Genomic DNA, 24,683 nt, shown 5'->3' with positions numbered 1-24,683 from the left:
GGCATATGTTCAGGCCACATCGAAAGCGGCCCTGACGAGCCGTTCGGTGTAAGCGGTCTTGGGATTGGACAGGACGTCGTCGACGGGGCCCTGCTCGACGATCTTGCCGTTCTGCATGACGATCACGCGATGGCATAGCGCGCGCACCACCTTGAGGTCGTGCGAGATGAAGAGGTAGCTGAGACCGCGCTCGTCCTGCAGCTTGCGCAGGAGGTCGATGATCTGCGCCTGGACGGAGAGGTCCAGCGCCGATGTCGGCTCGTCGAGCAGGATGAATTCTGGTTCGAGCGCTATGGCGCGGGCGATCGCGATCCGTTGTCGCTGGCCGCCGGAGAATTCGTGCGGAAACCGCGACAGTATATCGCCCGGCATGCCGGCGCTGACCAGCGCGTCGCGCACCCGTTCGACCCGCTCGCGCCGCGTCGCCCCTATGCTGTTGACGATCAGCCCTTCCTCGATGATCTGGCCGATCGTCATGCGCGGGTTGAGCGAGGAGAACGGATCCTGGAAGACGATCTGCATGCGCGAGCGCAACGGCCGCATCTCGGCCCGCGACAGGCCGTGGATCGGCTTGCCGTCGAAACGGATCTCGCCGCGCTTGGCGTCGATCAACCGGAGCAGGGCCTGGCCGAAGGTGGTCTTGCCGGAGCCGGACTCGCCGACCAGCCCCAGCGTCTCATGACGACAGAGTTTCAGGCTGAGATCGTCGACGGCGACCAATTCGCGCCAGTCGGGTTTCAGAAAGGTGCCGTGGCGCAGCATGAATGAGACGCGCACGCCGCTGGCCTCGAGAATGGTGCCACAGCCCTCCGGCAGCGGCTTCGGCTGCCCGTGCGGCTCTGAAGCCAGCAGCCGCCTCGTATAGGGATGCCGCGGATCGCCGAACAGCCGTTCGGTGGCGTTGTGCTCGCACATTTCGCCATGCTGCATGACATAGACGTAGTCGGAGAACTGGCGCACCACGGTGAGGTCGTGGGTGATCAGGATCACCGCCATGCGCAGCTCTTTCTGCAGGCTGCGGATCAGGTTCAGGATCTGCGCCTGGACGGTGACATCGAGCGCCGTGGTCGGCTCATCGGCGATCAGCACGTCGGGATTGTTGGCCAGCGCCATGGCGATCATCACCCGCTGGCGTTGCCCGCCCGAGAGCTGATGCGGGTATTGTCTGAGCCGCGCGGCAGGATCGGGAATCTGCACGTGCTGCAGAAGTTCGAGCGCTCGCGCCCAAGCCTGTTTGCGGCTGACCTTACGATGCACCCGGATCGCCTCGACGATCTGGCTGCCGACCGTATAGATCGGGTTGAGCGAACTCATCGGCTCCTGGAAGATCATCGAGATGCGGTTGCCGCGCAGCTTGCGCCGGGCGCTCTCGGGAAATTTCAGGATGTTTTGCCCGTCATAACAGACGCTCGAGCCGGGCGACACCGTGGCGCGCCGCGACAGCAGGCCCATGACGGTGCGCGCCGTCACCGACTTGCCCGAACCGGATTCGCCGACGATGGCGATCGTCTCGCCGCGATAGAGCTGGAACGAGATGTCCTTGACCGCTTCGACGACGCCATGCTCCACCTTGAAGGCCACGGCGACGTTGCGGGCATCGATGATCGGCTGGTCCTGGCGTCCGTCATGGTCGTGACGGACGATCGGTGCGAAGGATTCGGCGAGCGCGACGGTCATCTCAGCACCTCAATAAGGGTCGACGGCGTCGCGCAGGCCGTCGCCAAGCGCGTTGAAGGCAAAGACGGTGACCAGCACAAAACCGACCGGCGACAGGATCCAGGGATAGGTGCCGATGACGGAATAGGTCGCGGTGTCCTGCAGCATCAGGCCCCACGAGATCAGCGGCGGCTTGACGGCGAAGCCGAGGAAACCGAGGAAGGATTCGAGCAGCACCACGGTCGGGATCGCCAGCGTCACGGCGACGATCACATGGCTCATCACATTGGGGAAGATGTGCTGCATGATGATGCGCCGGTCGGTGGCGCCGACCGCCATGGCGGCGCGCACATACTCGATCCGCGCCAGCGCCAGCGTCTTGCCGCGCACTTCGCGCGACATCTGCGCCCAGCCCAAGGCCGACATGACGATGATGACGAAAGCGAGGAAGACGTTGGTGGGAGCGGTGACCGGGATCAGTGTCGTCAGCGCCAGATAGAGCGGCAGCTGCGGGAAGGCGAGCACCAGTTCGACGAAGCGCTGCATCCAGACATCGAACCTGCCGCCGAAATAGCCGGAAACCATGCCGACGGTGGTGCCAATGACGGTGATGATGAAGACGACCGTCAGGGCGATCATCAGCGAGACGCGCGAGCCGTGGATGGCGCGCGACAGCACGTCACGGCCGAACTTGTCGGTGCCCAGGAAATGCACCGGCTGGCCGTCCAGCGAGCCGAACAGATGCCGGTCCGCCGGCAGCAGCCCAAACAGCTTGTAGGGCGCGCCATGCACGAAGAAACCGAGCAGCCTAGGATGATCATAGTCGGGGCCGACGACGGGCTGGAAAGTGACCGGATCGAGGTCCGCCGAATCGGCCAGCGCATAGACCCTCGGCCGTGCGGTGAAACCGCCGTCTCTGTCATGGAAGCTTGGCACCTGCGGCGGAGCGAAGCCGACATCCGTGACCTTCGGGTCCATTGGCGCGATGAATTCGGCTAATACGGCCATCACCAGCAGCAGCACGACGAGCCAGAGCCCGGCCATGCCGGTCCAGGAGCGCTTCAGCCGGCGCCAGACAAGCGCCATGTAGCTTTCGTTGCCATGCGCCGGTTTGGCGACGATGGGCCCTTCGGCAGGCAGCGGTGGAGGGGATGGATCGCGCGCCAGCATCTCAACGCTCCCCGAACTGGCGCACGCGCGGATCGAGCAGCACGAGCAGCATGTCGGCGATGATGTTGCCGACGATGAGCGTCGCCGACAGAACCATCATGAAGGTGGCAGTGACATAGACGTCGCCGACAGCCATGGAGCCGACGATCGCCGGGCCGACGGTCGGCAGTGCGAAGATGATCGCCGTCTCGATCTCGCCGGTCAGCATATAGGGCAGCACCACGCCCTGATACATGATGAGCGGATGCAGCGCGTTGGGCACGGCGTGGCGCATGACGACAGCAGCACCCGTCAGCCCCTTGGCCCTTGCCGTCTCGACATATTGCGCGTTCAGCGTATCGAGCAGATTGCCGCGCATGACGCGCATATTGTAGGCGAGGCCGCCGAAAGTGGCGATCGCCACCACCGGCCAGACATGTTTGACGAGGTCGACGAATTTGGCCCACGACCACGGCGCACCACCATATTGCGGCGAGAAGAATGAGCCGATCTCAGACACGTTGAACTGGAAGACCAGGAGATAGACGATGATCAGCGCCATCAGGAAGCGCGGCACCGTCATACCGAGGAAGGAGATGGCCGACAGTGTCGAGTCGATCCAGGTGTATTGCCTTGTCGCCGCCCATATGCCGAATGTGATGCCCAGCACCGAGGCCAGCAGATGGCAGACCAGCGCCAGAAAGAGCGTGCGCGGCAGGCGCTCTCCGACCACATCGGCGACCGGTTTGTTGTAGTACAGGCTGTAGCCGAAATCGCCTCGAGTGACGATGCCGACGATCCAGTTGAGATACTGCACGGGCAGCGGCTTATCGAGGCCATGCTCGATGCGATAGGCCTTTGCCTGCGCGTCGGCCTCGGCAAAGGAAGCTCCACCCTGGTTGATCGCCTGCGAGCGGATGTAGTCGGCATAGTCACCCGGCGGCGCCTGGATGATGGCAAAGGTGGCCAGGCTCAAAATGGCGAGGACCGGGATTGCCGACGCTATGCGCGTGAGCAGGAATCGCAGCATGGACGGTTCGTTTCCTTGTCTCGCCGATCGCGCCCTTGGTTGCGTCCGGAGGTTGGTTTGTCCGGCCGCGCCAGCGGCGCGGCCGGAGGTCTCTCAGTCAGGGAGGTAAACCTAATTCATCAGCCCCTTCTCTCCGGGTTTGCCGGGCAGCTCATCGGGGAACAATTCATATTTCGCCTGCTTGTCTGCGGCGACAAATACCCGTTCGCGGATGATCGAATCCTCGGCCCAGTTGAACATGAAGATCGGCGTGCCCTGCGGAATGTTCGAGAAGCGCTTGTTGACGATCAGCGCGCCGGGATATTCCGTCAGGCCGACATTGTAGACGTGCTCCGTCGAGATCTTCTGGAATTGTTTCATCAAGCTGGCGCGCTGGTCATTGTCCTGCGTGGAGACGAACTTGTTGACGATGTCGACGAGGTCCTTTTCGAACGGCATCACATCGACCTCGCCATTTTCCGGCGCACGATGGTCCCAGCTGGTGCGCGGGCCGACAGGGGCAAGCTGCACGGTGTTCTGCACCACCGAGGTCAGTTCCTGTTCGTTGCGCCGGACCAGCCAATCGAAGCGGCCGGAGTATTGCGAAGCGTCCCGCTGGGTGCCGTTGAGGCCGTTGAGCACGACCCGCAGCCCGAGCTTTTCCATCTGGGCGACGACGCCTTCGGCAAGGCTTTTGTCGGTCGTGTAGTCGTTGTTGACCAGCATCACGATCTCGACATTCTTGCCGCCGGCGGTGCCGGAAGGGAAATTCACGAAGCCGTCGCCGTCCGTATCCTTGAGGCCGGCCTTGGCGAGTTCAGCCTTGGCGCCATCGAGGTCGAAGGGGTAGTAGACCGTCGAATTGCGGTCGTAGAAGCTGGTTCCTGACGACAAGCCGCCGGGATAGATGGCGGTGAACGGCCCCTTGACCAGCGAGTCGCCGAGCGCCTTGCGGTCGAGCGCCATGGTGACGGCCTTGCGGAAATCCTCGTTGCGGTTCAGCTCGCGGATCGCCTGGCCGCGTTCGTCCGGATTGCCCCAGCCATTGGCGGAAAAATTAAAGCGCAGATTGTAGCCGATGAGCCGCGGGCCGAAAGCAAGACGGGCAGGCGCGTTCGCCTCCGCCGCACGCTTCAGCGAGGCGACGAAGTTTTCCGGCTGCTCCAGATTGGAAAAATCAGCCGCGCCGGCCACCGCCTGGACGTCGCGATCGGCCCAGGTCGACAGCTTGTAGTGCAGTTCGTTGAGATAGGGCAGTTGATTGCCCTTTTCGTCGACCTTCCAGTAATAGGGATTGCGGCGCATGACGATGATGTCGTCCGGCCGGTATTCGACCGGGACCCAGCCGCCCATCACCGGCATGTTCATGAATTCCGGCGGGAAGGCATTCTTGAACTGGTCATAGGTGTTCTTCGAATATTTCGGATGCTGCGGCTTCAGGATGTGCGCGGGACCAGGACAGAAGGTGCCGTAGGCCATGGCATACAGGTACTGCTTCGGGAAGGCGTCCTTGAAGGTCCATTCGACGGTGTAGTCGTCGATCTTCTTCAACGTCGTGCCGACGCCGAAGGTTTCCGGCGTGGCGCCGTTCAGCGGCGAGACGTTGGGATCGACGACCTCGTCGTCCCAGTAGAACATGACGTCGTCGGCATTGAACGGCACGCCGTCCGACCACTTCGCGCCTTCGATGAGGTGCATGGTCAGCTTGTGGCCATCGCTCGACCAATCCCAGCTCCTGGCCAGGTTCGGCAGCGGCTCGGTGTCCTTGGCCTCGACCTGGAACAGCGGTGCGGTACGCGTCAGGCATTCGGAGAGGCCGATGTCGATGCCGCCCCAGCCTTGCGTCTGACCGGCGCCGTAGTTCCAGCCTTCCGGCCGCCCGCCGATGACGTGGCGCATCGTATCGCCATAGACGCCGATGCCGTCTTGCATATTGCCCGTCTTGAAGACCAGCGGCTCCTTCGGCAGCCTGTCTTTCACCGGCGGAAGCTTGCCGGTCTTGACGTATTTCTCGGTGACCCAGTCGGGCTCGTGATATTCGGGAAGCGCCTTGAACTCCAGAATGGAGTCGCGCGCGACATAATTGATCTTGCCTTCGGCGGGAAACGGTGTCGGCGCCGGCGGAACCGTCGGCTCGGAAGCGTATGCACTGAGTGCCGAGACCGAGACGCTCAGCGCCAGTCCGGCAGCAAGGCCGATATTGCGTAAATTCCTCACTGTCTCTCTCCCTCTTGTTGGTCCGGAGCGTTTGCACCCGCTCCGCCTCTCCTCGAATTCAAACGGCTTCGTGGCAGTGGATCCGCCTCCCATGGATCCACCATCACCGCATGAATTTCCAGCCGGCCCGTTTCAGCCGGCCCGTTTCAGCCGGCTTGCTTCAGCGCGGCTTTTTCGGCGCGCAATTCCTCGATCGAGCGAACACTGCGCCGTGCGGCGCCCGCCCACTCGCGGGTCTTCACCTTGGATGTCGACAGCCGCTCCCTGGCGGCCGGAACCGCATGGGCGTATTGCGGCAGCCAGGCTGCCTGGGCGACGACCATTTCGTCGACCATCTGCCAAACCTCCTCCGGCGTCGAAACCGCGCCGACCAACGGGTCATGCAGCACGGCGAGCTTCAGAAGATCGATGTCGCCTGATATCGCGGCATGCACCGACATGCGCTGGACGTTGATCGAAGCGATGCAGGTGGCGGCGCAAGCCTCCGGCAACGTGATGCCGGCGGCCATGTTGATGCCGAAACGGTCGACGAAGCCCGGCGACTCGATGATGGCATCGTGCGGCAGGTTGGTGATCACCCCATTGTTCTTGACGTTGAAGTGGCCGCGATAGACGCGGTTGGTCTCCAGCGCCTCCAATATGTGGCTGGCATGCTCGTTGGAGCGTTTCTCGCGGTCGATCGGCTTGGACGCCGCTTCGAGGAACTGCGGATATTCCGTCTCGAACCAGTTGCGGGTTTCGGTGGAGTAGCGGAGATAGCCGCCGGTCTCGCCGTGAATCCAGTCGGACATATCGATCCAGCGCGTAATCTCGTCGGGACGTTTGCGGTACCAGGGCAGATATTCGGAAAGATGACCGTTGCTTTCGGTCGAATAGACGCCGAAGCGCTTCAGGACGTCGATGCGCAGCTTCTCCTGCCTGGAATAGACCGGATGCGCCTCGAAAGCGGCCACCAGTTCATCCTTGCCAATGGGGCGGCCGTTGAGGCGCAGATCGATGAACCAGGTCTGGTGGTTGATGCCGGAACAGACATAGTCGAGCTCCTGCGTGGACTTCGCGCCAAGCACCTCGGCGATCTGCTCGGCGCCGTGCTGGACGCCGTGACAGAGCCCGACAGTGTCGACCTTGCCGTATTCGATCGCCGCCCAGGTGTTCATCGCCATCGGGTTGGCGTAGTTCAGGAATTTGACGTTCGTCTCGGCGACCTCGCGTATATCCTTGCAGAAATCCAGGATCACCGGAATGTTGCGCTGGCCATAGAGAATGCCGCCGGCACAGATCGTATCGCCGACGCACTGGTCGATGCCGTATTTCAAGGGAATGCGGATATCGTCGGCATAGGCTTCGAGGCCGCCGACCCGCACGCAGCTGATGACGTAGCGAGCGCCTTCGAGCGCCTTGCGGCGGTCGGTGGTCGCCGTCACCCTGGTCGGCAACCTGTTTGCCTGGACGATCCTGTCGAGGATCGCCTTGATCATCTGAAGATTGTGCTCGCTGACGTCGGTCAGCGCGAATTCGATGTCCTTGAATTCGGGCACGCACAGGATGTCGGTGAACAATTTCTTGGTGAAGCCGACGCTGCCGGCACCGATGATAGCGATTTTGAAACTCATCAGCCGCACCTCATTCCATTTTAAATTGCAGGCAAGGAATGACAATGGGAGGCTCTAGCCACATGCCGCGACATGTATGCAGGACAAGCCGGAATCCGGCTCGCCAACCTCCCTGTCCGCTCCTTGACTGCGGATCTCTCTCGCTTTTCGATGGGGATTATGCGCTTATTCGCGAGCGCGACCAGAGAAGGATTATGCTTTCAGGGGTAATTTTGTGCTGCATAATTTGATAGAACACGGACAGTCCATGCGCACGATCTCGCTGCCGCGCGGCCGCCAGCGCCTGCACGCCATGCCGACGAGCACGGGCTACGAAGTGCGCGAGGACGAAATCTACGACTGGGACGGCCGCAAGCGCGGTCAGACACCGTTCACCGTGCTCCAGCACACGATCAGCGGGACTGGCCGGCTGCGCTACGAAAACCGCAACTACCGCTTGCAGAAGAACGACACATTGCTGGTGCTGGTGCCGCACAACCACCGCTACTGGCTGGCTGGAGATGAGCGCTGGGAATATTTCTGGATTTCGATGAACGGCGAGGAAGCGCTGCGCATCCACAAGTCGATCCTCAGCGTCTCGGGTCCTGTATTTCGGCTGCAGCCGGCGACAATCGATCATCTTGCCGATTGCAGCCTGCGCCTGATCAAAGGCGCCGCTTCGCCGGGTGCTGCTTCCGCGATAGCCTACGAGGCTGCGATGGCGCTCTATGACGATGTCTTCGGTTCCCATGCCTTCGCCGAAAAACTAAGCGCCATGCAGCCGGTCATCGATCACATCAACGCCAATCTCGACAAGCCGCTGCCGGTGGCGGACCTGGTCCAGATCAGCGGCCTCAGCCGAGCCCATTTCTCACGCTGTTTCGCCGAGAGCGAAGGCCTGCCTCCGGCCGAGTTCGTGCTGCAGCAGCGCCTGCAACGCGCGGCGAAGCTGCTGACCAAAGCGGATTTTTTGCCGGTGAAGGAGGTCGCCATCCTATGCGGCTTCGAGGAAGCGAACTATTTTTCAAAGGTCTTCCGCCGCTGCTACGGCATCACACCGAGCCAGTTCCGCACCACAGGCATGTACGCGAATTTGCGGACTCCGGCCAGGCGCGGCGTCAGGGCGTTCGATGACGAGGCCTGACGCCGCCACGGTTAAACAGGCAGCCAACTAGGCAGCGCGCAGGCTGCCGCCGTCCAGCCATTCGAGATCGGCTTGCGAAAGCGTGATGTCGAGAGCGCGCAGGCTGTCGTCCAGTTCATCCAACGTGCGTGGCCCGATCAGCGGGATGGAGGGGAAGGGCTGAGCGAGCACATAGGCCAGCGCAATATGGATCGGGCTCTTGCCCAGTCTCGCGGCAAGTTCGATCGCCCGGTCGCGGCGGCCGAAATTCCGCTCGGAGTACCAGACCCGCACCAGCTCCTCATTGTCTTGCTTGTCGCGACCCGCCCGATCGGTGAAGAAGCCGCGCCCCTGGCTCGACCAGGCGAAATTCGGCATCTGCCTGGATGTCAGCCAGGCCTTCCACGCATCCGTGGAGGACGTGACGCAGCCAGCCCAGATCGGCTCCAGCATTTCGGCCAGCGAGAAATTGTTGGACAGCGCACCGGGCTTTTGCTTGCCGGTGCGTTCGGCGTAGGCAATTGCCTCATCCAGGCGTTCCATCGTCCAGTTCGAACCGCCGAACGGGCCGCGGATGCGGCCGGCCTTGACCTCGCGATCCATCGCATCGACGAATTCGCCGACCGGCACATCCGGATTGTCGCGGTGCATGAAGTAGACATCGACATGATCGGTCTGCAGGCGTTCGAGCGTCTGGTCGAGCTGCTTGCCGATCACATCAGGATAGCACAGCGGCGAGTGCGCGCCCTTGGCGATGACCACCGATTTCGCGCGCACGCCACGGTTTTTCAACCATTCGCCAAGCAGCTTCTCGGTATAGCCGCCGCCATAGACATAGCCGGTATCGAAGAGATTGCCGCCGGCCTCGAAAAAGGCATCGAGCAGGATCGAACCTGAGGAAAACGTGCGGAAATCCTCGAAGCCGAGCGCCACCACCGATGCCGGTTTCGACAGGCCAGGAATGGTGCGCTTGGCGATCGCCGTGCCGCCGGACCGCAAAGGCCGGCCGGAGATGGTGTTGGTGCGTTGCTCGGCCTTCTCGATACCGTATTCGAGGCCGGCTGCCGCCCGCCATTTGTCCAGCACACGCAAGGTGCCGAGGCTTTCCGCCCACGCCATGCCCGGCCAGGCGAATTCTTGGCCGCCGGCGCGGATCGCCTCGCCGGCTGCGTCGACCTCGAAGGAATAGACATGGCGCTTCTCGTCGACGCTGATGGTCTGGCGCGTACCATCGGAGGCGATGACGTCTATCCGGCCGAGACCGACATCGCGGTTGCCGCCGGCGAACCAGAAGTCCGGCACTTCGATGCGGCCCCTTGTGCCCAGGATGCGCAGCACATTGTCCTGGCTGAGCGAGATGCTGCAGGAGACTTCGGCGACAATGCCGCCGGGGAAATGCAGCAGCGCGGAGGCCCATTCGTCGACGCCGGACTGGCCCAGATGGGCGGTGCCTACCACCTTGTCTGGCTCGCTGAAGGGCTTTCCGACGGCCGCACCGGCAATCAGCCGGACCATCGAGACGGGATAGCCGCCGACATCGAGAATACCGCCGCCGGCGAGATCGTTGGCATAGAGCCGGTGCTGCGGCATGAAGCCCGGCATGGCGAAACCGAAGCTCGACTTGATCATCCTGATCTCGCCGATGACGCCGGACCTGATCAGCTCCACCAGCTTCTTGGTCTGCGGGTGCAACCGGTACATGAAGGCTTCGCCGAGGAATGTGCCGGCCTTGCGCGCGGCATGCATCATGGCGTCGGCCTCGAAGGCGGTCAGCGCCAGCGGCTTTTCGCACAGCACATGCTTTCCGGCCTCGGCCGCCTTGATCGCCCATTGCGCATGGCCTGGATGCGGTATCGAAATGTAGACGGCGTCGATGTCGGGGTCGGCGAGCAGCGCGTCGTAGCCGTCGAGGATACGGGCACCGGGAAAACGCTCGGCAAGCCCCGGCTTGGCGGGATTGCGTGCGCCGATGGCGACCAGCTTGCCGGTGTCCGAAGCGGCCACGCCACCGGCAAAGGACTGGGCGATGCTGCCCGGGCCGAGAATGCCCCAGCGAATGGGCGTGGTTGCGGTCATTGTCATTCTCCTTGAAGGCTGGGAAGGGCTGGCGGTCAGCGCAGCCGCAGTCCTTTTTCGTCGAACAGGTAGGATTTGCGGATGGAAACGGTGATCTCGGACGTGTCGGGGACCTTTGCCGCGTCGCGCTGGATCACCACGTCGTCACCGTTGGCCGTTCTGGCATAGAGGAAACTTGTGCCGCCCAGGTGCTCGATCACGTCGATGGCAACCACAAGGTCGGCGTCGCCTTCTCCGGCATTGCCGAAATGTTCGGGCCGCACACCGACAATGACCTTGCTGCCGATTTTTGGGCTGCCTATTTCGGGCGCAGTGCCAGTCAGCGGTTGCGTGATGCGGGTCTTCTCCTGGCCCGCCAGTTCGACCACGACGCCACGTACATCGTGCCCGACAACCCGGCCTTTGATGAAATTCATCTTCGGCGAGCCGACAAAGCCGGCGACGAACTGATTGTCGGGGTTGTCGTAGAGATCGAGTGGCCGGCCGATCTGCTCGATATGGCCGGCGCGCATCACGACGATCCTGTCGGCGAGCGTCATCGCCTCGGTCTGGTCGTGGGTGACATAGATCATTGTCGTGCCCAGTTCCTTGTGAAGCCGGGAGATCTCGACGCGCATCTGGACGCGCAATTCGGCGTCGAGATTGGAGAGCGGCTCATCGAACAGGAACACCTGCGGTTCGCGCACGATGGCGCGGCCGATGGCGACGCGCTGGCGCTGACCGCCTGAGAGTTTTTTCGGGCGTCTGTCCATCAATTCGCTGATGCGCAGGATCTCGGCCGCCCGCTTCACCCGCCGTTCGGTGTCGGCTTTTGGATTGCCGGTCATGCGCAGGCCGAAAGAGAGGTTCTGTTCGACGCTCATATGCGGATACAGCGCGTAGGACTGGAACACCATGGCGATGCCGCGGTCGGCCGCCTCGACATCATTGACCACCTTGCCGCCGATGGCGATCTCGCCGCCGCTGATGTCCTCGAGCCCGGCGATCATCCTGAGCAGCGTCGATTTTCCGCAGCCGGAGGGGCCGACAAAGACGACGAACTCGCCGTCCTTGATGTCCATGCTGGCGCCATGGACGACCTCGAAGACGCCGAAGCGCTTGACGACATTGGTGAGCGTGACCGTTGCCATGCTGCCCCTTACTTGACCGCGCCGGCGGCAATGCCGGCGATGAAATGGCGCTGCAGCAGCACGAAGACGACCAGCATCGGCACCGTCAGCATTACAGCGCCCGCCATGATGCCGCCCCATGACACCTTGGTGAGGCCGATCAGCGTGCCGAGCGCCACCGGCGCCGTCATCGAACCGGGCTGGCTGTTGATCAAAAGCGGCCACAGATAATTGTTCCAGGAGGCGAGGAACAGGATGATGGCGAGTGCGGCCAGCATCGGCCGCGCCAAAGGCAGCGCGACAAAGAGGAAGATGCGCCACTCCTTCACGCCCTCGACGCGCGCCGCATCGAAGAGGTCGTCCGGCATCATCGAAAAACTCTGCCGCATGAACAGCACGCCGAGCGAATTGAACAGCGGCGGAACGATCAGCGCCACCCAGGTGTTGGCGAGCTTGAAGTCGCGCGCCACCATGATGAACTGCGGGATCAGCACGACCGCATAGGGCAGTGTTATGGTGCCCAGTATGATGGCGACAACCGCGCCCTTGCCGAAGAACTGGTATCGGGCCAGCGCCCAGCCGGCCATCGACGTCAGCAGCACCGACAGGATGGTGTAGGTCACCGCCACCGAGACCGAAATGCCGATGGCGCCGACGAAGTTCGTGTCGCGCTGCAGATTGTTGAAATTGTCGATGAAATTGCCGTGCGGCAAAAGCTCGATGCCGGGGCTGAAGATGCCGTTGTCGGGCATGGTCGAGAACACCACCATCATCCACAGCGGAAACAGCCAGATCAGCGCCAGCGGCGTCAGGAACAGATGCAGAGCGATGCTGCGTCCCAGCCTGGCGGAGGAGCGCGAACTCATTTCGGTTCCCTCGTCAGCCACAGCTGCGCCAGCGTGATGGCGATCGCCAGCCCGGCCATGGTGTAGGCGACGGCCGAGGCGTAGCCGAAGTTGAGCGACCGAAAGCCCTGGCGGTAAAGCAGCAGGCCAAGCGTCTCCGTGCCGCCGCCCGGCCCGCCGCGCTCGGTGATCAGGAACGGCTCGGTGAACAGCTGCATGGTGCCGATGATCGACAGCACGAGACAGAACACGATGACCGGCTTCAGCAGCGGCAGGGTGATGTAGAAGAACTGCTTGAGCTTGCTGACGCGGTCGAGCGTCGCCGCCTCGTAGACGTCTTCGGGAATGGACTGCATGCCGGCGAGCAGGATGATGGCGTTGTAACCGGCCCAGCGCCAGGTCACCGCGATCATGATCAGCGCCATCGCCGGCGTGACGTTGGAGAACCAGTCGATCTTGGGCAGGCCGACGCTGTTCAGGAGCTTGTTGATGATGCCGAAATCGAGGTTGAACATCAGCCGGAACACCGCCGAATAGGCAACCTCGCCGACCACGACCGGGGCGAAGAAGGCGAAGCGGTAGAGGCCACGCGCCTTCAAGAGCGGCGAGTTCAAAAGCACCGCCATGACGAGCGCCAGCGAGATCATCACCGGCACCTGGATGACCAGGATGAGCAGCGTGTTCTTCAGGGCGTTGAAGAAGGCCGGATCGCCGATCAACCGGCCCCAGTTGAAGCTCGGAGCGAACCGCCACGGCACGGTGCGCGTCGCCTGGAAGGAGATCATGAAGGAGCTGATGATCGGCCACACCCAGAAGATCGCGAAGATCAGCAGATAGGGCGTGAGGAAGCGATAGGCCGTGGCGTTACGATTGCGCATCTTGCTCCTCCTTCTACCGCTTGTTGTTTCACGCCGTTGCCTGGGTCTTCCCTTCTCCCCTTGTGGGAGAAGGTGTCGCCGAAGGCGACGGATGAGGGGGTGTTCCAGGGAACGCAAACGTCTCACTCCGCTGGAGCACCCGTCATCCGTCTCGGCGCTATCGCGCCGATCCACCTTCTCCCACAAGGGGAGAAGGAGAAGCGGTAATCAAGATTTGACGGGCAGTCCGGTCGCCGCCGCGATCTGGCTTGCGGCATCGTCGAGCGCCGCCTTGGCGTCAGGATAGCCGCCGGCCAGATACTTGGTCTGCACGGCGCGGACGATGATTTCGGCGTCGCTCTGGAACTGCGTGCCGCGGCTCGGAACAACCTTCGGCAAGGTGCCGAGAATGTCCTTCCATACCGCCTGGCCGCCCCAGTAAGACAGGCCTTGCGCGACATAGGGATCGTCGAGCGCCGAGACCAGGGACGGTACCAGGCCGAACTCCTTCAGCATCGTGATCTGGCCTTCATTGGTTCCGAGCGTGTATTTCAGATAGGCGTAGGCAGCCTCCTTGTTCTTGGAAGCCGAGGTGATGGCCAGCGAGGACCCGCCGAGATTGGCGGCGCGCGGCCCGTCGGCGGTGAGGCTCGGCATCAGATAGACGCCCCATTTGCCGTTTTCGCCGGCAGATTCGGTGCGAATGGTGCCCTCATACCAGCCGCCATAGATCTGGGTGGCGACGGTGCCGGCGGTGTTGTTGGTGATCTTGGTGCCCCAGTCGGCCGACGAGATGATGCCGGCGTCCTTCATCTCCTTGACCTTGGTCATGGCATCGACGCATTTGGGCTGGTTGACCGTGATCGATTGTCCGTCCTCGGAGAAATAGGCGCAGCCCTGTTCGTTGGAGATCATGCGGAAGAATTCCGAGTCGCCGTTGAAATCGGCATTGGTCATCGAGACGCCAGGATTGGCGGACTGGATTTTCTTGCCGGCGGCGACGAAATCGTCCCAGGTCTTGATCGAAGCCGGATCGACGCCGGCCTTTTCGTAGAAATCGCGGCGATAAAAGGCGGCCACCGGGCCGGAATCCCACGGCATCGCGTAGGCCTTGTCGCCCACTTCCAACTCGGTGCGCTTGAAATCGGGGAATTTTTTCTGGTCGTCGGCTGTGTAACCGAGCGTATGCAGGTCGACGAAGCAGTCGGGGAACTGGCTCCAGTAATTCTCGGCCTCGCCGTTCTCGATGGTGACGACATCAGGCAGCCCGACGCCGCCGGCGGCGCAGCCGGCGATCGACTTGTCGTAAGTCGGCTGGTTGCCGAGATCCTGGACCGTGACCTTGACGTCGGGAAATTGCTTGTTGAAGCCGGCAATGGTCGCTTTCAGCGATGAAGCCGCGACATTCCAGCTCCAGATGGTGATTTCGCCGGATTGCGCGAAGGCCGGGGCTGAGCCCAGGGCAAGCGCGAGCGCGGCGCAGGTCATTGTGATGCGCATTGAAATCCTCCCATTTCATTTGCTCTCTCACTGTGAGCGTGGCTAGATTATGCACCGGGCAAGGCCTGTCGCCGTCAAAGGGAATATGAAATTGGCGGAAAGTAAGATGCCTGAACGGCCGTTCTACCAGCCTGGGGCCAGCAGCGTGGAAGGCCTGCCGCTGCTCCTGCAGATGTTTCACACCAATCCGTTGGTGATGCTCAAGCCGCATTGGCACGCCCAAGTCGAGGTTAATTTCATCGTGCGCGGCAGCGTGCATTACCGCATGAACGACCACGAGATTTCGCTTTCGGCCGGCGAGATGTGCCTGTTCTGGGGTGGCCTGCCGCACCAGATGGACGATTTGTCCGACGACGCCATCTATGCCGGAGCGCATCTGCCGCTGGTGCATTTCTTCCGGCTGCACCTGCCCACGGATATAAGGCATCGGCTGATGACGGGCGCAACACTGGTGACATCAGCCACCGACCAGTCCGACAACCATAATTTCGAGCGCTGGAACCGCTACGCCCGGTCCGGCGACCAGGCCAAGGCCGAACATGCCGTCAACGAATTGCTGCTGCGGCTGGAGCGAGTGCGGTTCGAGCCCTATCGGCTGGTATCCGCAACTCCGACCGACCAGGAAACAGGCAGCCCCTTTGACCAGCAATCGTCGCGGAATGTCGGACGCATGTGCGATTTCATCGCCGAAAACTTCCTCTATGACATCGATTGCGTGAACATCGCCGCGGCCGCCGACATCCATCCCAAATACGCCATGAGCCTGTTCAAGAAATCCACCGGCATGACGCTCAATGAGTATGTGAACCTGTTGCGGCTGAGCTATGCGCAGGCGCTTTTGATGCATCAGGACGCCAATGTGCTGCGTGTCGCCATGGATTCGGGTTTCGGCTCGCTCAGCGCCTTCAACAAGTCGTTCCGCAAGCTCGCCGGCATGTCGCCTTCCGATTTTCGGCGCGGCGTGACCGGCGCCAGATAGGCGATGGCGACTTGCGGGCGCCCAGTGCCGCGAGCATTGCTGCGCCTCGACCGCCGGCTAAAAGACATGTCACGGCGTTTCAGCCTGCAATAGCGGCACGGACAAGAATGGCGAAGGCCGGATCGTGCCATGCCGTGCGCCATTCCGGCCTGCAAGCAGCATGGAAACCGGGGCACCGCACGGCATCGCTTTTCCTGCCTGAAATCGCCACCTAGGCGCTGGACAGGCCGAATTCCCGTGCTATAACCCACGCGCTTTCAAGGGGCGCCCACGGCGCCTCGATGAATTCCGGCCTGCGAGTTTTCGTTTGCCGGAACAGGCCCAGATAGCTCAGTTGGTAGAGCAGCGGACTGAAAATCCGCGTGTCGGTGGTTCGAATCCGCCTCTGGGCACCATCCCCCCTTCTCCCGACAGTCTCTTTCGCCGAAGCATCTACGCTTTTGTCTCGGCAAATATCTGAAATCCCTGGTGATTTCGCACGCAAGGCGCGGTTGGTCGTGTTTTGTGGAATTTCGGCGTAGTTGGTCCAACGAGGCGGAGGGCTGGTATTTTCGGTGGTATTGGAGATCCTGATGGTATCGATGCAGCCAAATGGAGCTCCCGAAAATGGCACTGTCAGACGTGAAATGCCGAAATGCCCGACCCGCTTCCAAGCTCGTGAAATTTTCTGATGGTGGCGGGCTCCAGCTTTGGGTGCAGCCGACCGGATCTCGGCTATGGCGCCTCGCCTATCGTTTTGGGGGCAAGCAGAAGCTTCTGGCATTGGGCAGCTATCCCCTCATCTCCCTCGCTGAGGCACGCGAGGCGCGCGATACCGCCAAACGTCTTCTCCTACGTGGCATCGACCCCGCACAGGAGCGCAAGTCGCAAAAGGCTTCGGCAGAGGACACCTTTCGCTCAATCGCGGAGGACTATGTCGACAAGCTGAAGAAGGAGGGACGTGCCGATCGGACCATCACCAAGGTCAAATGGTTGCTCGACTTTGCCTATCCAACATTTGGGGACAAAAGCATAAGGGAGATTGATCCGGCCACAATTCTTGCCGCTCTCCGCAGCGTGGAGGTTCGCGGTCGATACGAGTCGGCTAGACGACTGCGCTCCACCATCGGCAGCGTGTTTCGATATGCAATCGCAACCGCACGCGCCGATGTAGATCCGACGATCGCCCTGAGGGGGGCACTCGTCGGTCCGACGGTCACGCCGCGTGCCGCAGTTACCGATCCTAAGGCCTTGGGAGGCTTGCTGAGGGCGATCAATGCGTTTGATGGACAGCCAACAACCCGAGCCGCCCTGAAGCTGATGGCCCTGCTGTTTCCCCGCCCCGGCGAGCTGCGCGCGGCCGGATGGGACGAGTTCGATTTTGAAAGATCGGTGTGGAGCATCCCTGAAGGACGCATGAAGATGCGAAGGCCGCACCGTGTACCTCTTTCCAGGCAGGCGGTCAGCGTCCTGACCTCACTTAGAGAAATCTCCGGTGGTGGATCGCTGTTATTTCCCAGTGTTCGATCGGGTTCGCGCCCGATTTCCGACAACACGCTTAACGCCGCCCTTCGCCGTATGGGCTATGGCAAAGAGGAAGCTACCGCGCACGGTTTTCGAGCAACGGCATCGACTCTGCTAAACGAATGCGGAAATTGGCATTCGGATGCCATAGAGCGGCAACTGGCCCACATCGAAAACAACGACGTTCGTCGTGCATACGCCCGGGCTGAGCATTGGGAAGAGCGTGTCAAGATGATGCAGTGGTGGGCAGATTATTTGGATGAACTCGAGAGCAAAAGCGCGCTAGTGAACTCGATCGGGCGACGCGGCAAGCCTGCCGTTCATACACCATCGCGACCGTCCACTTTGAACCCAACAGCGACGGCACACCAATCACCGAGATGAATCTCCAACCGCACGACCAGATCGGCGTAGGTCATCCCGCCACCGTCGTCGGGCTGTTCGCTCTGATCGGCAAGCGGTTCGCACCGCGGCTGCGCAACTTAAAGATCGGAAGTTCCAGATGAAGGGCGATGCATATCCGGCGCTGTCGAACCACATCGGGGCGCCGATCAACACCACTCTGATTCTCGACCAATGGGACGATCTGCTCCATCTGGCGGCGTCGATCACCACGCGGTCCGTGGTGCCGTCTACGATCCCGAGGAAACTGTCCGCGTCCAGCTCGCAAGGGCGCTACGGGAACTCGGTCAGATCGAGCGCTCGCTCTTCATGTTCGAATGGTACTCAAGTCCGATATTGCATCGGCACTGCCGAGCTGGGCTCAACAAGGGCGAAGCTGCGCATAAGCTGAAGCGCGCCGTCTTCTTCCACGAGCGCGGCGAAATCCGCGACCGATCATTCGAAAGCCAGGCCTTCCGCGCCTCCGGCCTCGTTAGCGCGATCGTGAATTGAACACGGTCTATATCGAACGGGCCGTCACCCGCTTGCGAGAAATGCATCGCGAGACTCCGGATCAGCTGCTCAATCACGTCTCGCCGCTGAGCTGGGAACACATCAATCTGACCGGCATCTACACCTGGGATACAGAACATCAGCGGCCTGAAGGCTTCCGGTCGCTCAGACCCCGGCTCGGTTACGCCACGCCGCATGACGTTCATGCTCCGTTCGATCTTAGCGTGTCGCTGGGAAAAGTTCTTGTTCCGACCCCGTCATGGGAGAAAAACTGCATCTGCGATCGATCCTGCGCGTTGAGTTGTGCGCAGTGCCGATTGCCGGGTGACGTAACAAATCGCCGTCCGCGATGCCGCTCCTGGCTGCCGTGCCTGCCTTGAGCTCGAGCACGAAGCGAACCGGCTCGCCGGGCGAGATCATCGCCTCGGATTGCGGCTCGCCTTGCTTGATCGCCCGGATCCTGCCGTCCTGACCGACAAAGATCAGGTCGAGCGGCATCGGCGTGTTCTTCATCCAGAAGCTGACATCCCGAGGCTCCTCGAACACGAACAGCATGCCATGATCGTCGGCCATCTCCTGGCGAAACATCAGGCCGGCCTCGAGCTCGGCCGAGGTGTCGGCGATTTCGACGGAGAAAGAGCGTTCGCCGCCTTTCGTCACCGCGACCAGCGGCTGCGGGTCGACGGCAAGGATCATCGCCCGGCAAGCCGGTCGCTGCGAATGGAAGAAAGCGCCTGCGGCAATGACAAAGGCGATCGCGGCGCAGACTACGCCCGTTGTCAGCCAGTTCCTGTAAGTCATTCAGAATCCTCGGCCGGAAATCGTCCTACTTCTGACGACTTTATGCATGCGATTCCCTTTTGTTAGCATTCGGCGCTAACCCACCCCCTGCACCAAACCTGCGAAAGGACCCTGATTGTTGCCGCCGAAAGCTTATCGACCTCGACTTGAGCGTTCTCTGCTTCTCGGGGAAGACGCTAAATCCGCTCGTGCGTTACTGCCGGCTAGCAAAGGCTGCGGGGCGGCGGTGGAGTCGAGGGGCGGCGGCCGTTCCGCTTCACTCAAAGGTGCCGCCGGCGCCTGGATGGTTTCCGCGACGCCCTCCCCGCAATTGGGATGATCATCGTGCATGCACTGTGCTGTTGGGGACATGCTGGTGGCGGTGCCGGAAGAACCGGGGACATGTGATATCTCGGCAGCTGGCAGCGCGGCTTCTCTGTTGCTGCACAGGAGATCGTAGAGTATGTCCACGCAAATGCGCGCGTCCTTCTTGTCTTTTTGAAAGGGAGGGACCAGGGGCAATCTGATATCGGCCTTTTGGTACAACGGACTGCACTTTTCGTACAGCTGGTCAACCTTCTCCTCGCGGTTTTCGCCTTGCAGCAGCGGCTGGCTGTCGTCTTTCGTGAGGCGCTTCTTGAGCTCTTTCAGGTCGGTGTCGAGCCAGATCGAGCGCGCCTTATTAAGGATCAGGGCTCGATTCGACTCCTCGGCAAAGCAGCCACTGCCGGTTGCGATGACGACGGGTCCTCTCTCCAGGCACTTGGCGAGCTCCTCGGCCTCCAGGTCCCTGAAGTGCCCCTCGCCGTGCTCGGCGAACATCTCTATCAAATCGCCGTGCGCGGCGGCGATACGCTTATCGATGTCGAGAAAGTCCAACCCCAACTCCTTGGCAAGCTGGGCGCCGATGCTCCCCTTGCCGCTCGCCGGCATGCCGACGAACACTACCGGCTGCGTGCCGAGGGCCGCGCGGATCTCGCCGGCTTTCGGCGATCGAGCGACCCTATCCTGTTGTCTTGCGACGCCGCGCGGCCTGGAGGTCCCTGCCACCCTCGACCTGCTGTCTCCTGACGAGCCCCACTGTAATATCTCAAAGGCACCACGGGGAATGGGGACCGGCTTGCATTCGCTCTGCGCGCGCTGGGCGAGCTCGGCCCGGTAACTGGCCGGCGTATGGAACTCGACCTCGAAGCGATAGTTCTGCGCGGTTCTGAACGCCGTGTGAACGCCGCGTAACCGCCGCGTGTCCATCTTGGTGAACCAGTTGGTGGTCTCGACCTCGCTGCAGTCCCGCTCCTCGAAGGCCAGTGCCGCTTTCCTGAAGGCGCGTGTAAAAGCCTCGTCTGGGATCTCGAAGACATGGCGCACGGCATTGGTGACCAGTTGGGTCTCTGGCGCCGCGCTCACGCTCTGGCCGGTCAACTCGTCGGCTATCCAGCCCTGCCCGCCCGACCGTTGGTCAAGATGCTGCACCTTCACCTCAATGCCGTCCTGCCGCAAAAGCTCGGCAACCGCATGCACAGTTTCGGTAATCGCGCTTTCTTGCGCTTCGGCGGGGGCGGCTTCGAGCCTGGCGCGCTCCAGGGCCTGTTCGCTGCTCAGCGTTATCCTGCTGGCGGGGTCGTCGTCGGCCGAGATTGCTATGGCGCTGGGCAGAATGCGGGTTTCGACGGCGAGTCTGATCGAGGCCTCCATGACCGAGGCCGCCAGAGTGGGGTTGTCCTCCAGATGCGCCAGGCTGCGATCGACGTCGAACCGGCCCTGGTGGAGCTTTGCCGCCTGCGCCTTGACATAGGGCGCCGCCTTGAAGCCCGGCCTCCCCTCCAAGAGCCGCTGCAATTCGGCGGTTTTCTGTTTGAACACCAGCGCACCGGTATCGGACTTGTAGGCGTCCGTGCCGACCTTGATGCCGACGCTCAACAGATTGATGGCGCTTTCATGCAGATCGTCCGGTTTGTAGCCGTCGGGCCGCGGATAAATGCGCGGCTGGTAGCGGTTGAGCAGGAAGTCGATGCGCTTCCTGGCGTCAGCGGTTGCCGGATAGGATTCTCTGAGTTTCGGGAAGAGCGCGCCGACGTCGGCGCTGACGGCAGGCTTCGCGCCGGTTGAGGCCACGGATCGCGCTAACTGCTGCTTGACGTCCGACTGCTCATGAGCCTGCTCGCTATTGAGCTGCAGGTTCCAGTCCTTGAGCTCGGCCACTAGCAACGCGGCCAGTTCGCGGGCCACCGGATGCTTGGCGTCCTTGCTGTCTTCCCCCGCCCTGGCGATGAGCTCATGGAGGGCCTGGCCATCCGGCCGATCTTCCTGCAACAGTGCGCGAATGTCGGCCTTGAGCTCTTGATGAATGCCCTCGTAGGTGCCGAAGATGGCACGCTCGGCAAACCAGCGTTGCGCCTCCAGCGGCTGCGCCAGCATGTTGCGCTGCAGGCAGCTGTAGGTCTCCAGCACCGGCCCGGTGGCCGACAGGATCTGCTTGGACCGGCTGAACTGGTAGCCGCCTTTCTCAATGGCCGGCGTGTGCGACTTCGGCGGCTTCATCGAGGTGATGCCGCGCGCCTGCAGCTGCGCGTCGAACTGGCGCACATGCTCGTAAAGGCGAGGCCGGTCGCCGATGATGACGACGGCGTCGCCGTCAAAATCGCCGTCGAGCATTTTTTGTTCGGCGCACGGAACTGCAACCAAAGAGCCGGGCGCGAACACCTCCGTCGCCTGCAGGATGCCGACGCACTCGAGCGCAGTGTCGGCCGTGACCCGGTCCTTTTCCTCCAGCCAGCGCGAATGGCACTTTACGTCCTCGGCAGACATCACCACCCCGCGCTCGGCGAAGTCCGCCGGCCACATTTCGTCGGGCACAACGATCAAGATGCCTTTGGCAAAGAAGGTCGGATCGTCGGCGGCAAGCCCAGCCCCCGACCTGTGCGCGACGTTGAAGCTGTATTGGAAGGCCACGCACCGATCCAGGAACGCCGCGGTTCGATCGCCATCGCGCGCCGACCTGACCCGGTCGGCGGCGAACGGGCGCAGGTCGGGCTTGTCATAGGGGGAGCGTCCGACAAGCACGCCAGCGTCACGGGTCAAGGTCTTGCTCTTGCCCGTCGGCACATGCAGGCATTCGTCGCTGGACGGCACGGCGATAGCGCCCGAACCTTCGATATGCCCGCCCGTGACCGTCCGGAACAGCTGCTCGGCGGTGAGGCTTTGATGGGTTTCGAGCCAAGCCAGAGCCTTCTCGCGGGTCTCCTGTGCCACCTCGACGCTGCGCGGATAATGTTGCAGCGCCGAGGGCGGTACCGCCGATTGCCTTTTATCGGCAAAGGCGGGCATCCGCTCGGGAGCGTCGTGGCGAGCCCGGGCAATGGACGGCATGCGCTCGGCCAGTGAGGCCCTGATGAAGCCGCAGCCGTCATGCGGCCGCAAGGCGATCTCGCCGTCTCGCCCCTCGAACCGGAAGGGATGCACTGCGCCTGCGGGGCGGTCGGGCAGAAGGGACAGCTTGAAGCACCCTTCCAGCGCATAATCATGCGGGCCAATGTCGGGGATGCCCGGCGGCGCAGCAAATCCGCGGCGCTGGGTATAGTAATAGGCTTCCTTGAACGGCGCCCAGTCCCGCGACAGCTGCTCAAAGGCCGTACCCGGAGCCGTCTCGGCATAGGGGATCGCCAAAAGTTTAGCGCTTGGGGCCTCTTCGGCCGCCAAGGGCAGCTGAGAGGCAAGCTGGTTCAGGCTCTTTTTCGGCGGCTTCAGTTTGCTGCCGCCGAACAGGTCCATGCGGTAGGGCACGCCCTCCACGGTGAACGTGCGTGTCAGCATGGCGGCAGTCGGAGTTCCGTTTAGCTGCACCGCCACCACCTTCACCGCGCCCGAGGTCAAGCGGTGGAAAATGGAATAACGCAGCTCGGCTTCGCTGCTCAGCGGCCGGCCTTGGATGTCGACCACCGGCAGCCGCATCAGTCCGGCATCGCCTTGCGGCGGTCTCGGCTCGTGGTCCATGGCCTGAAGGACCCGATGGACATCGAAGCTGGCGGCTGTATGCTGGGCCTGGATCATCGATGCGTTCTGCGCCATGAAGGTGTCGAGCGCTTCGAACGGCTCCTTCGCCTCGATCTCGGCGATCACGCTCCAGCTCCTGTAGGAAAGGTCGGCGTAGATGAGGGCGCGGGCACTGTCCAGGATCTGCCTGGTCTTGCCGTGCAGCTCTTGCTGCCTGGCCTGCAAGGCGAGCTTGTCGCCGTCGACATAGGGCAGCCGGTAGTGCCTCTCCAGCACCGCCCGGGTCTTGAGCACCTGATAGATCGAAAGCGCCGAGCAGCGGCTTGCATTGGCGCCGCTGGTGCGCTCGGCCTGGCCTAGTTTGAGATGGGCATCGATCTTGTGTTCCACCACCGGCTGGATGGCGTTGAGCAGGTTCAGCGCCGACGTGCGGTGCCAGCGCAACACCGGCTTCGGGCTGCGAGCTAGTGGCAGCAGGGAGGCGCAAAGATTCCCCATCGTCTCCAGGTTGTTGTCGAGCTTAAACTCGGGAGCGGCACGTAACACCTCGAGCCTGTCCAGCCCCGGCCGTGCCAGCGCACCGAGATCGTCCAACAACTGCGCATTGCCCAACGCCTTGAATATACTCGCGATGGCATGGACATCAGCCTGCGGCAGCCGATCCTCGGCTGCTTGGAGGTAGTGCGCCAGCAGCTTCAGCCGGTCCTTCAGGAAGGCGGGTTCGGCGACCTCGCCGACGGTCTCTCCCTCCTCGATACACCGCGACAGACCGTTGGCGACCCTGACTAGCGCAGGCGTGCTGAAAGTACTGAAGCGACGGCCCTTGGAACCGAGCTCGCCGGCGATGGCAACGATCGCCTTGCGTGCTTTTTCTTCTTCCGGCCACTTGCCGAAACCGTTCACCAGATTGGCCAATTCTTGATTCGAGAATCCGTCGAGATTGCCGGCGCGGGCAACCACCGCGCCGGCGATGGCAACCGTCGCTTCACGCGTCTTCTGCTGGTCCGGCCATCTCCTGAAGCGGTTCACCCAATCGGCCAACTCCGAATCCGAATATCCGTCGAGATTGCCGTCGCGGGCAGCCACCGCGCCGGCGATGGAAAGCGTCGCTTCGCGCGCCTTCTGCTGGTCCGACATTGCGTCGGAGATGCGGTGCGGGCCTCCTTCGCTATCAGGACGCCCTGCTTGTCCGACCAACTCTCCGGTGCTGCCCATTCCCTCTCCGATCCAGCAAAACGCATCGCCTAAAGCCTGTCAACAACAGGCATCATTGGTTTGAGTGCGGTCACGCGACCCGGCAACGGCATGCTTGAAAGCCGCAGCATTCACGCAGCGGCAACTGCCTCGACAACGCCGCAATGAAAAACTTCTTCGCCACTCGATGGCTCCGGCATCAGGCTG

At 62.2% G+C, this 24,683-nt stretch carries 15 protein-coding genes, 1 tRNA gene and 1 pseudogene; 5 read left to right on the top strand and 12 right to left on the bottom strand.

The features are described 5' to 3' along the window. Positions 1–9: 9 nt before the first annotated feature. The 5 genes from AC0NIL_RS12205 to melA all read right to left on the bottom strand — a co-directional run bounded on the left by AC0NIL_RS12205 (position 10) and on the right by melA (position 7,644). A complete protein-coding gene (locus AC0NIL_RS12205) occupies positions 10–1,677 on the bottom strand; it encodes an ABC transporter ATP-binding protein (RefSeq protein WP_275954024.1) in 1,668 nt (555 codons plus the stop codon). Positions 1,678–1,686: 9 nt separating this feature from the next. After that, on the bottom strand, positions 1,687–2,826 hold the full coding sequence (locus AC0NIL_RS12200; protein ID WP_064994576.1) for an ABC transporter permease: 1,140 nt from the start codon (positions 2,824–2,826) through the stop codon (positions 1,687–1,689). Between the two features lies 1 nt (position 2,827). Continuing rightward, entirely contained in the window at positions 2,828–3,835 is a 1,008-nt protein-coding gene (locus AC0NIL_RS12195) for an ABC transporter permease (protein WP_275954025.1), read from the bottom strand. Positions 3,836–3,946: 111 nt separating this feature from the next. Beyond that, complete coding sequence (locus AC0NIL_RS12190; protein ID WP_013530190.1) at positions 3,947–6,031, bottom strand: ABC transporter substrate-binding protein; 2,085 nt, start codon at positions 6,029–6,031, stop codon at positions 3,947–3,949. A gap of 146 nt (positions 6,032–6,177) precedes the next feature. Beyond that, a complete protein-coding gene (melA, locus tag AC0NIL_RS12185; protein WP_063172851.1) occupies positions 6,178–7,644 on the bottom strand; it encodes an alpha-glucosidase/alpha-galactosidase in 1,467 nt (488 codons plus the stop codon). A 247-nt stretch (positions 7,645–7,891) separates the two neighbouring features. Between melA and AC0NIL_RS12180 the strand changes: the two genes are divergently transcribed. Further along, positions 7,892–8,767: an AraC family transcriptional regulator gene (locus AC0NIL_RS12180; RefSeq protein ID WP_013530188.1), complete on the top strand. Its 876-nt coding sequence runs from the start codon at positions 7,892–7,894 to the stop codon at positions 8,765–8,767. 27 nt (positions 8,768–8,794) lie between these two features. Here AC0NIL_RS12180 and AC0NIL_RS12175 read toward each other — a convergent pair whose 3' ends face one another. The 5 genes from AC0NIL_RS12175 to AC0NIL_RS12155 form a co-directional block, all read right to left on the bottom strand. Continuing rightward, complete coding sequence (locus AC0NIL_RS12175; protein WP_275954026.1) at positions 8,795–10,822, bottom strand: aldo/keto reductase; 2,028 nt, start codon at positions 10,820–10,822, stop codon at positions 8,795–8,797. 35 nt (positions 10,823–10,857) lie between these two features. Next, entirely contained in the window at positions 10,858–11,952 is a 1,095-nt protein-coding gene (locus tag AC0NIL_RS12170) for an ABC transporter ATP-binding protein (RefSeq protein WP_275954027.1), read from the bottom strand. An 8-nt stretch (positions 11,953–11,960) separates the two neighbouring features. Beyond that, entirely contained in the window at positions 11,961–12,797 is an 837-nt protein-coding gene (locus AC0NIL_RS12165; protein ID WP_013530185.1) for a carbohydrate ABC transporter permease, read from the bottom strand. Beyond that, a complete protein-coding gene (locus AC0NIL_RS12160; protein ID WP_013530184.1) occupies positions 12,794–13,654 on the bottom strand; it encodes a carbohydrate ABC transporter permease in 861 nt (286 codons plus the stop codon). Before AC0NIL_RS12160 ends, AC0NIL_RS12165 begins: the two co-directional genes overlap by 4 nt. 207 nt (positions 13,655–13,861) lie before the next feature. Continuing rightward, the gene (locus AC0NIL_RS12155; RefSeq protein WP_024504771.1) at positions 13,862–15,133 is read right to left on the bottom strand and encodes an extracellular solute-binding protein; all 1,272 of its coding nucleotides are present in this window, start codon (positions 15,131–15,133) and stop codon (positions 13,862–13,864) included. An 85-nt stretch (positions 15,134–15,218) separates the two neighbouring features. Here AC0NIL_RS12155 and AC0NIL_RS12150 point away from each other — a divergent pair, with 85 nt between their 5' ends. From AC0NIL_RS12150 to AC0NIL_RS12135, 4 genes and pseudogenes are all read left to right on the top strand, one after another. Continuing rightward, positions 15,219–16,112 (top strand): helix-turn-helix domain-containing protein, encoded by an 894-nt coding sequence (locus AC0NIL_RS12150; protein ID WP_024504770.1) that lies wholly within the window; start codon positions 15,219–15,221, stop codon positions 16,110–16,112. Positions 16,113–16,431: 319 nt separating this feature from the next. After that, positions 16,432–16,507: transfer RNA gene (locus AC0NIL_RS12145), tRNA-Phe, on the top strand. A gap of 211 nt (positions 16,508–16,718) precedes the next feature. Beyond that, positions 16,719–17,999, top strand: a complete 1,281-nt coding sequence (locus AC0NIL_RS12140; RefSeq protein ID WP_473572437.1) for a tyrosine-type recombinase/integrase — start codon at positions 16,719–16,721, stop codon at positions 17,997–17,999. Between the two features lie 118 nt (positions 18,000–18,117). Continuing rightward, a pseudogene (locus AC0NIL_RS12135) lies at positions 18,118–18,509 on the top strand (Tn3 family transposase). A 219-nt stretch (positions 18,510–18,728) separates the two neighbouring features. Here AC0NIL_RS12135 and AC0NIL_RS12130 read toward each other — a convergent pair. Next, complete coding sequence (locus tag AC0NIL_RS12130) at positions 18,729–19,310, bottom strand: DUF192 domain-containing protein (protein ID WP_473572439.1); 582 nt, start codon at positions 19,308–19,310, stop codon at positions 18,729–18,731. A 132-nt stretch (positions 19,311–19,442) separates the two neighbouring features. Beyond that, positions 19,443–24,497, bottom strand: coding sequence for a shikimate kinase (locus AC0NIL_RS12125; protein ID WP_473572440.1), 5,055 nt, complete (start codon positions 24,495–24,497; stop codon positions 19,443–19,445). Positions 24,498–24,683 lie beyond the last annotated feature (186 nt).

Source organism: Mesorhizobium sp. WSM1343 (assembly GCF_055901535.1).
The sequence above is the reverse complement of the archived record's forward strand: the minus strand, read 5'-3'. Positions and strand labels throughout refer to the sequence as shown.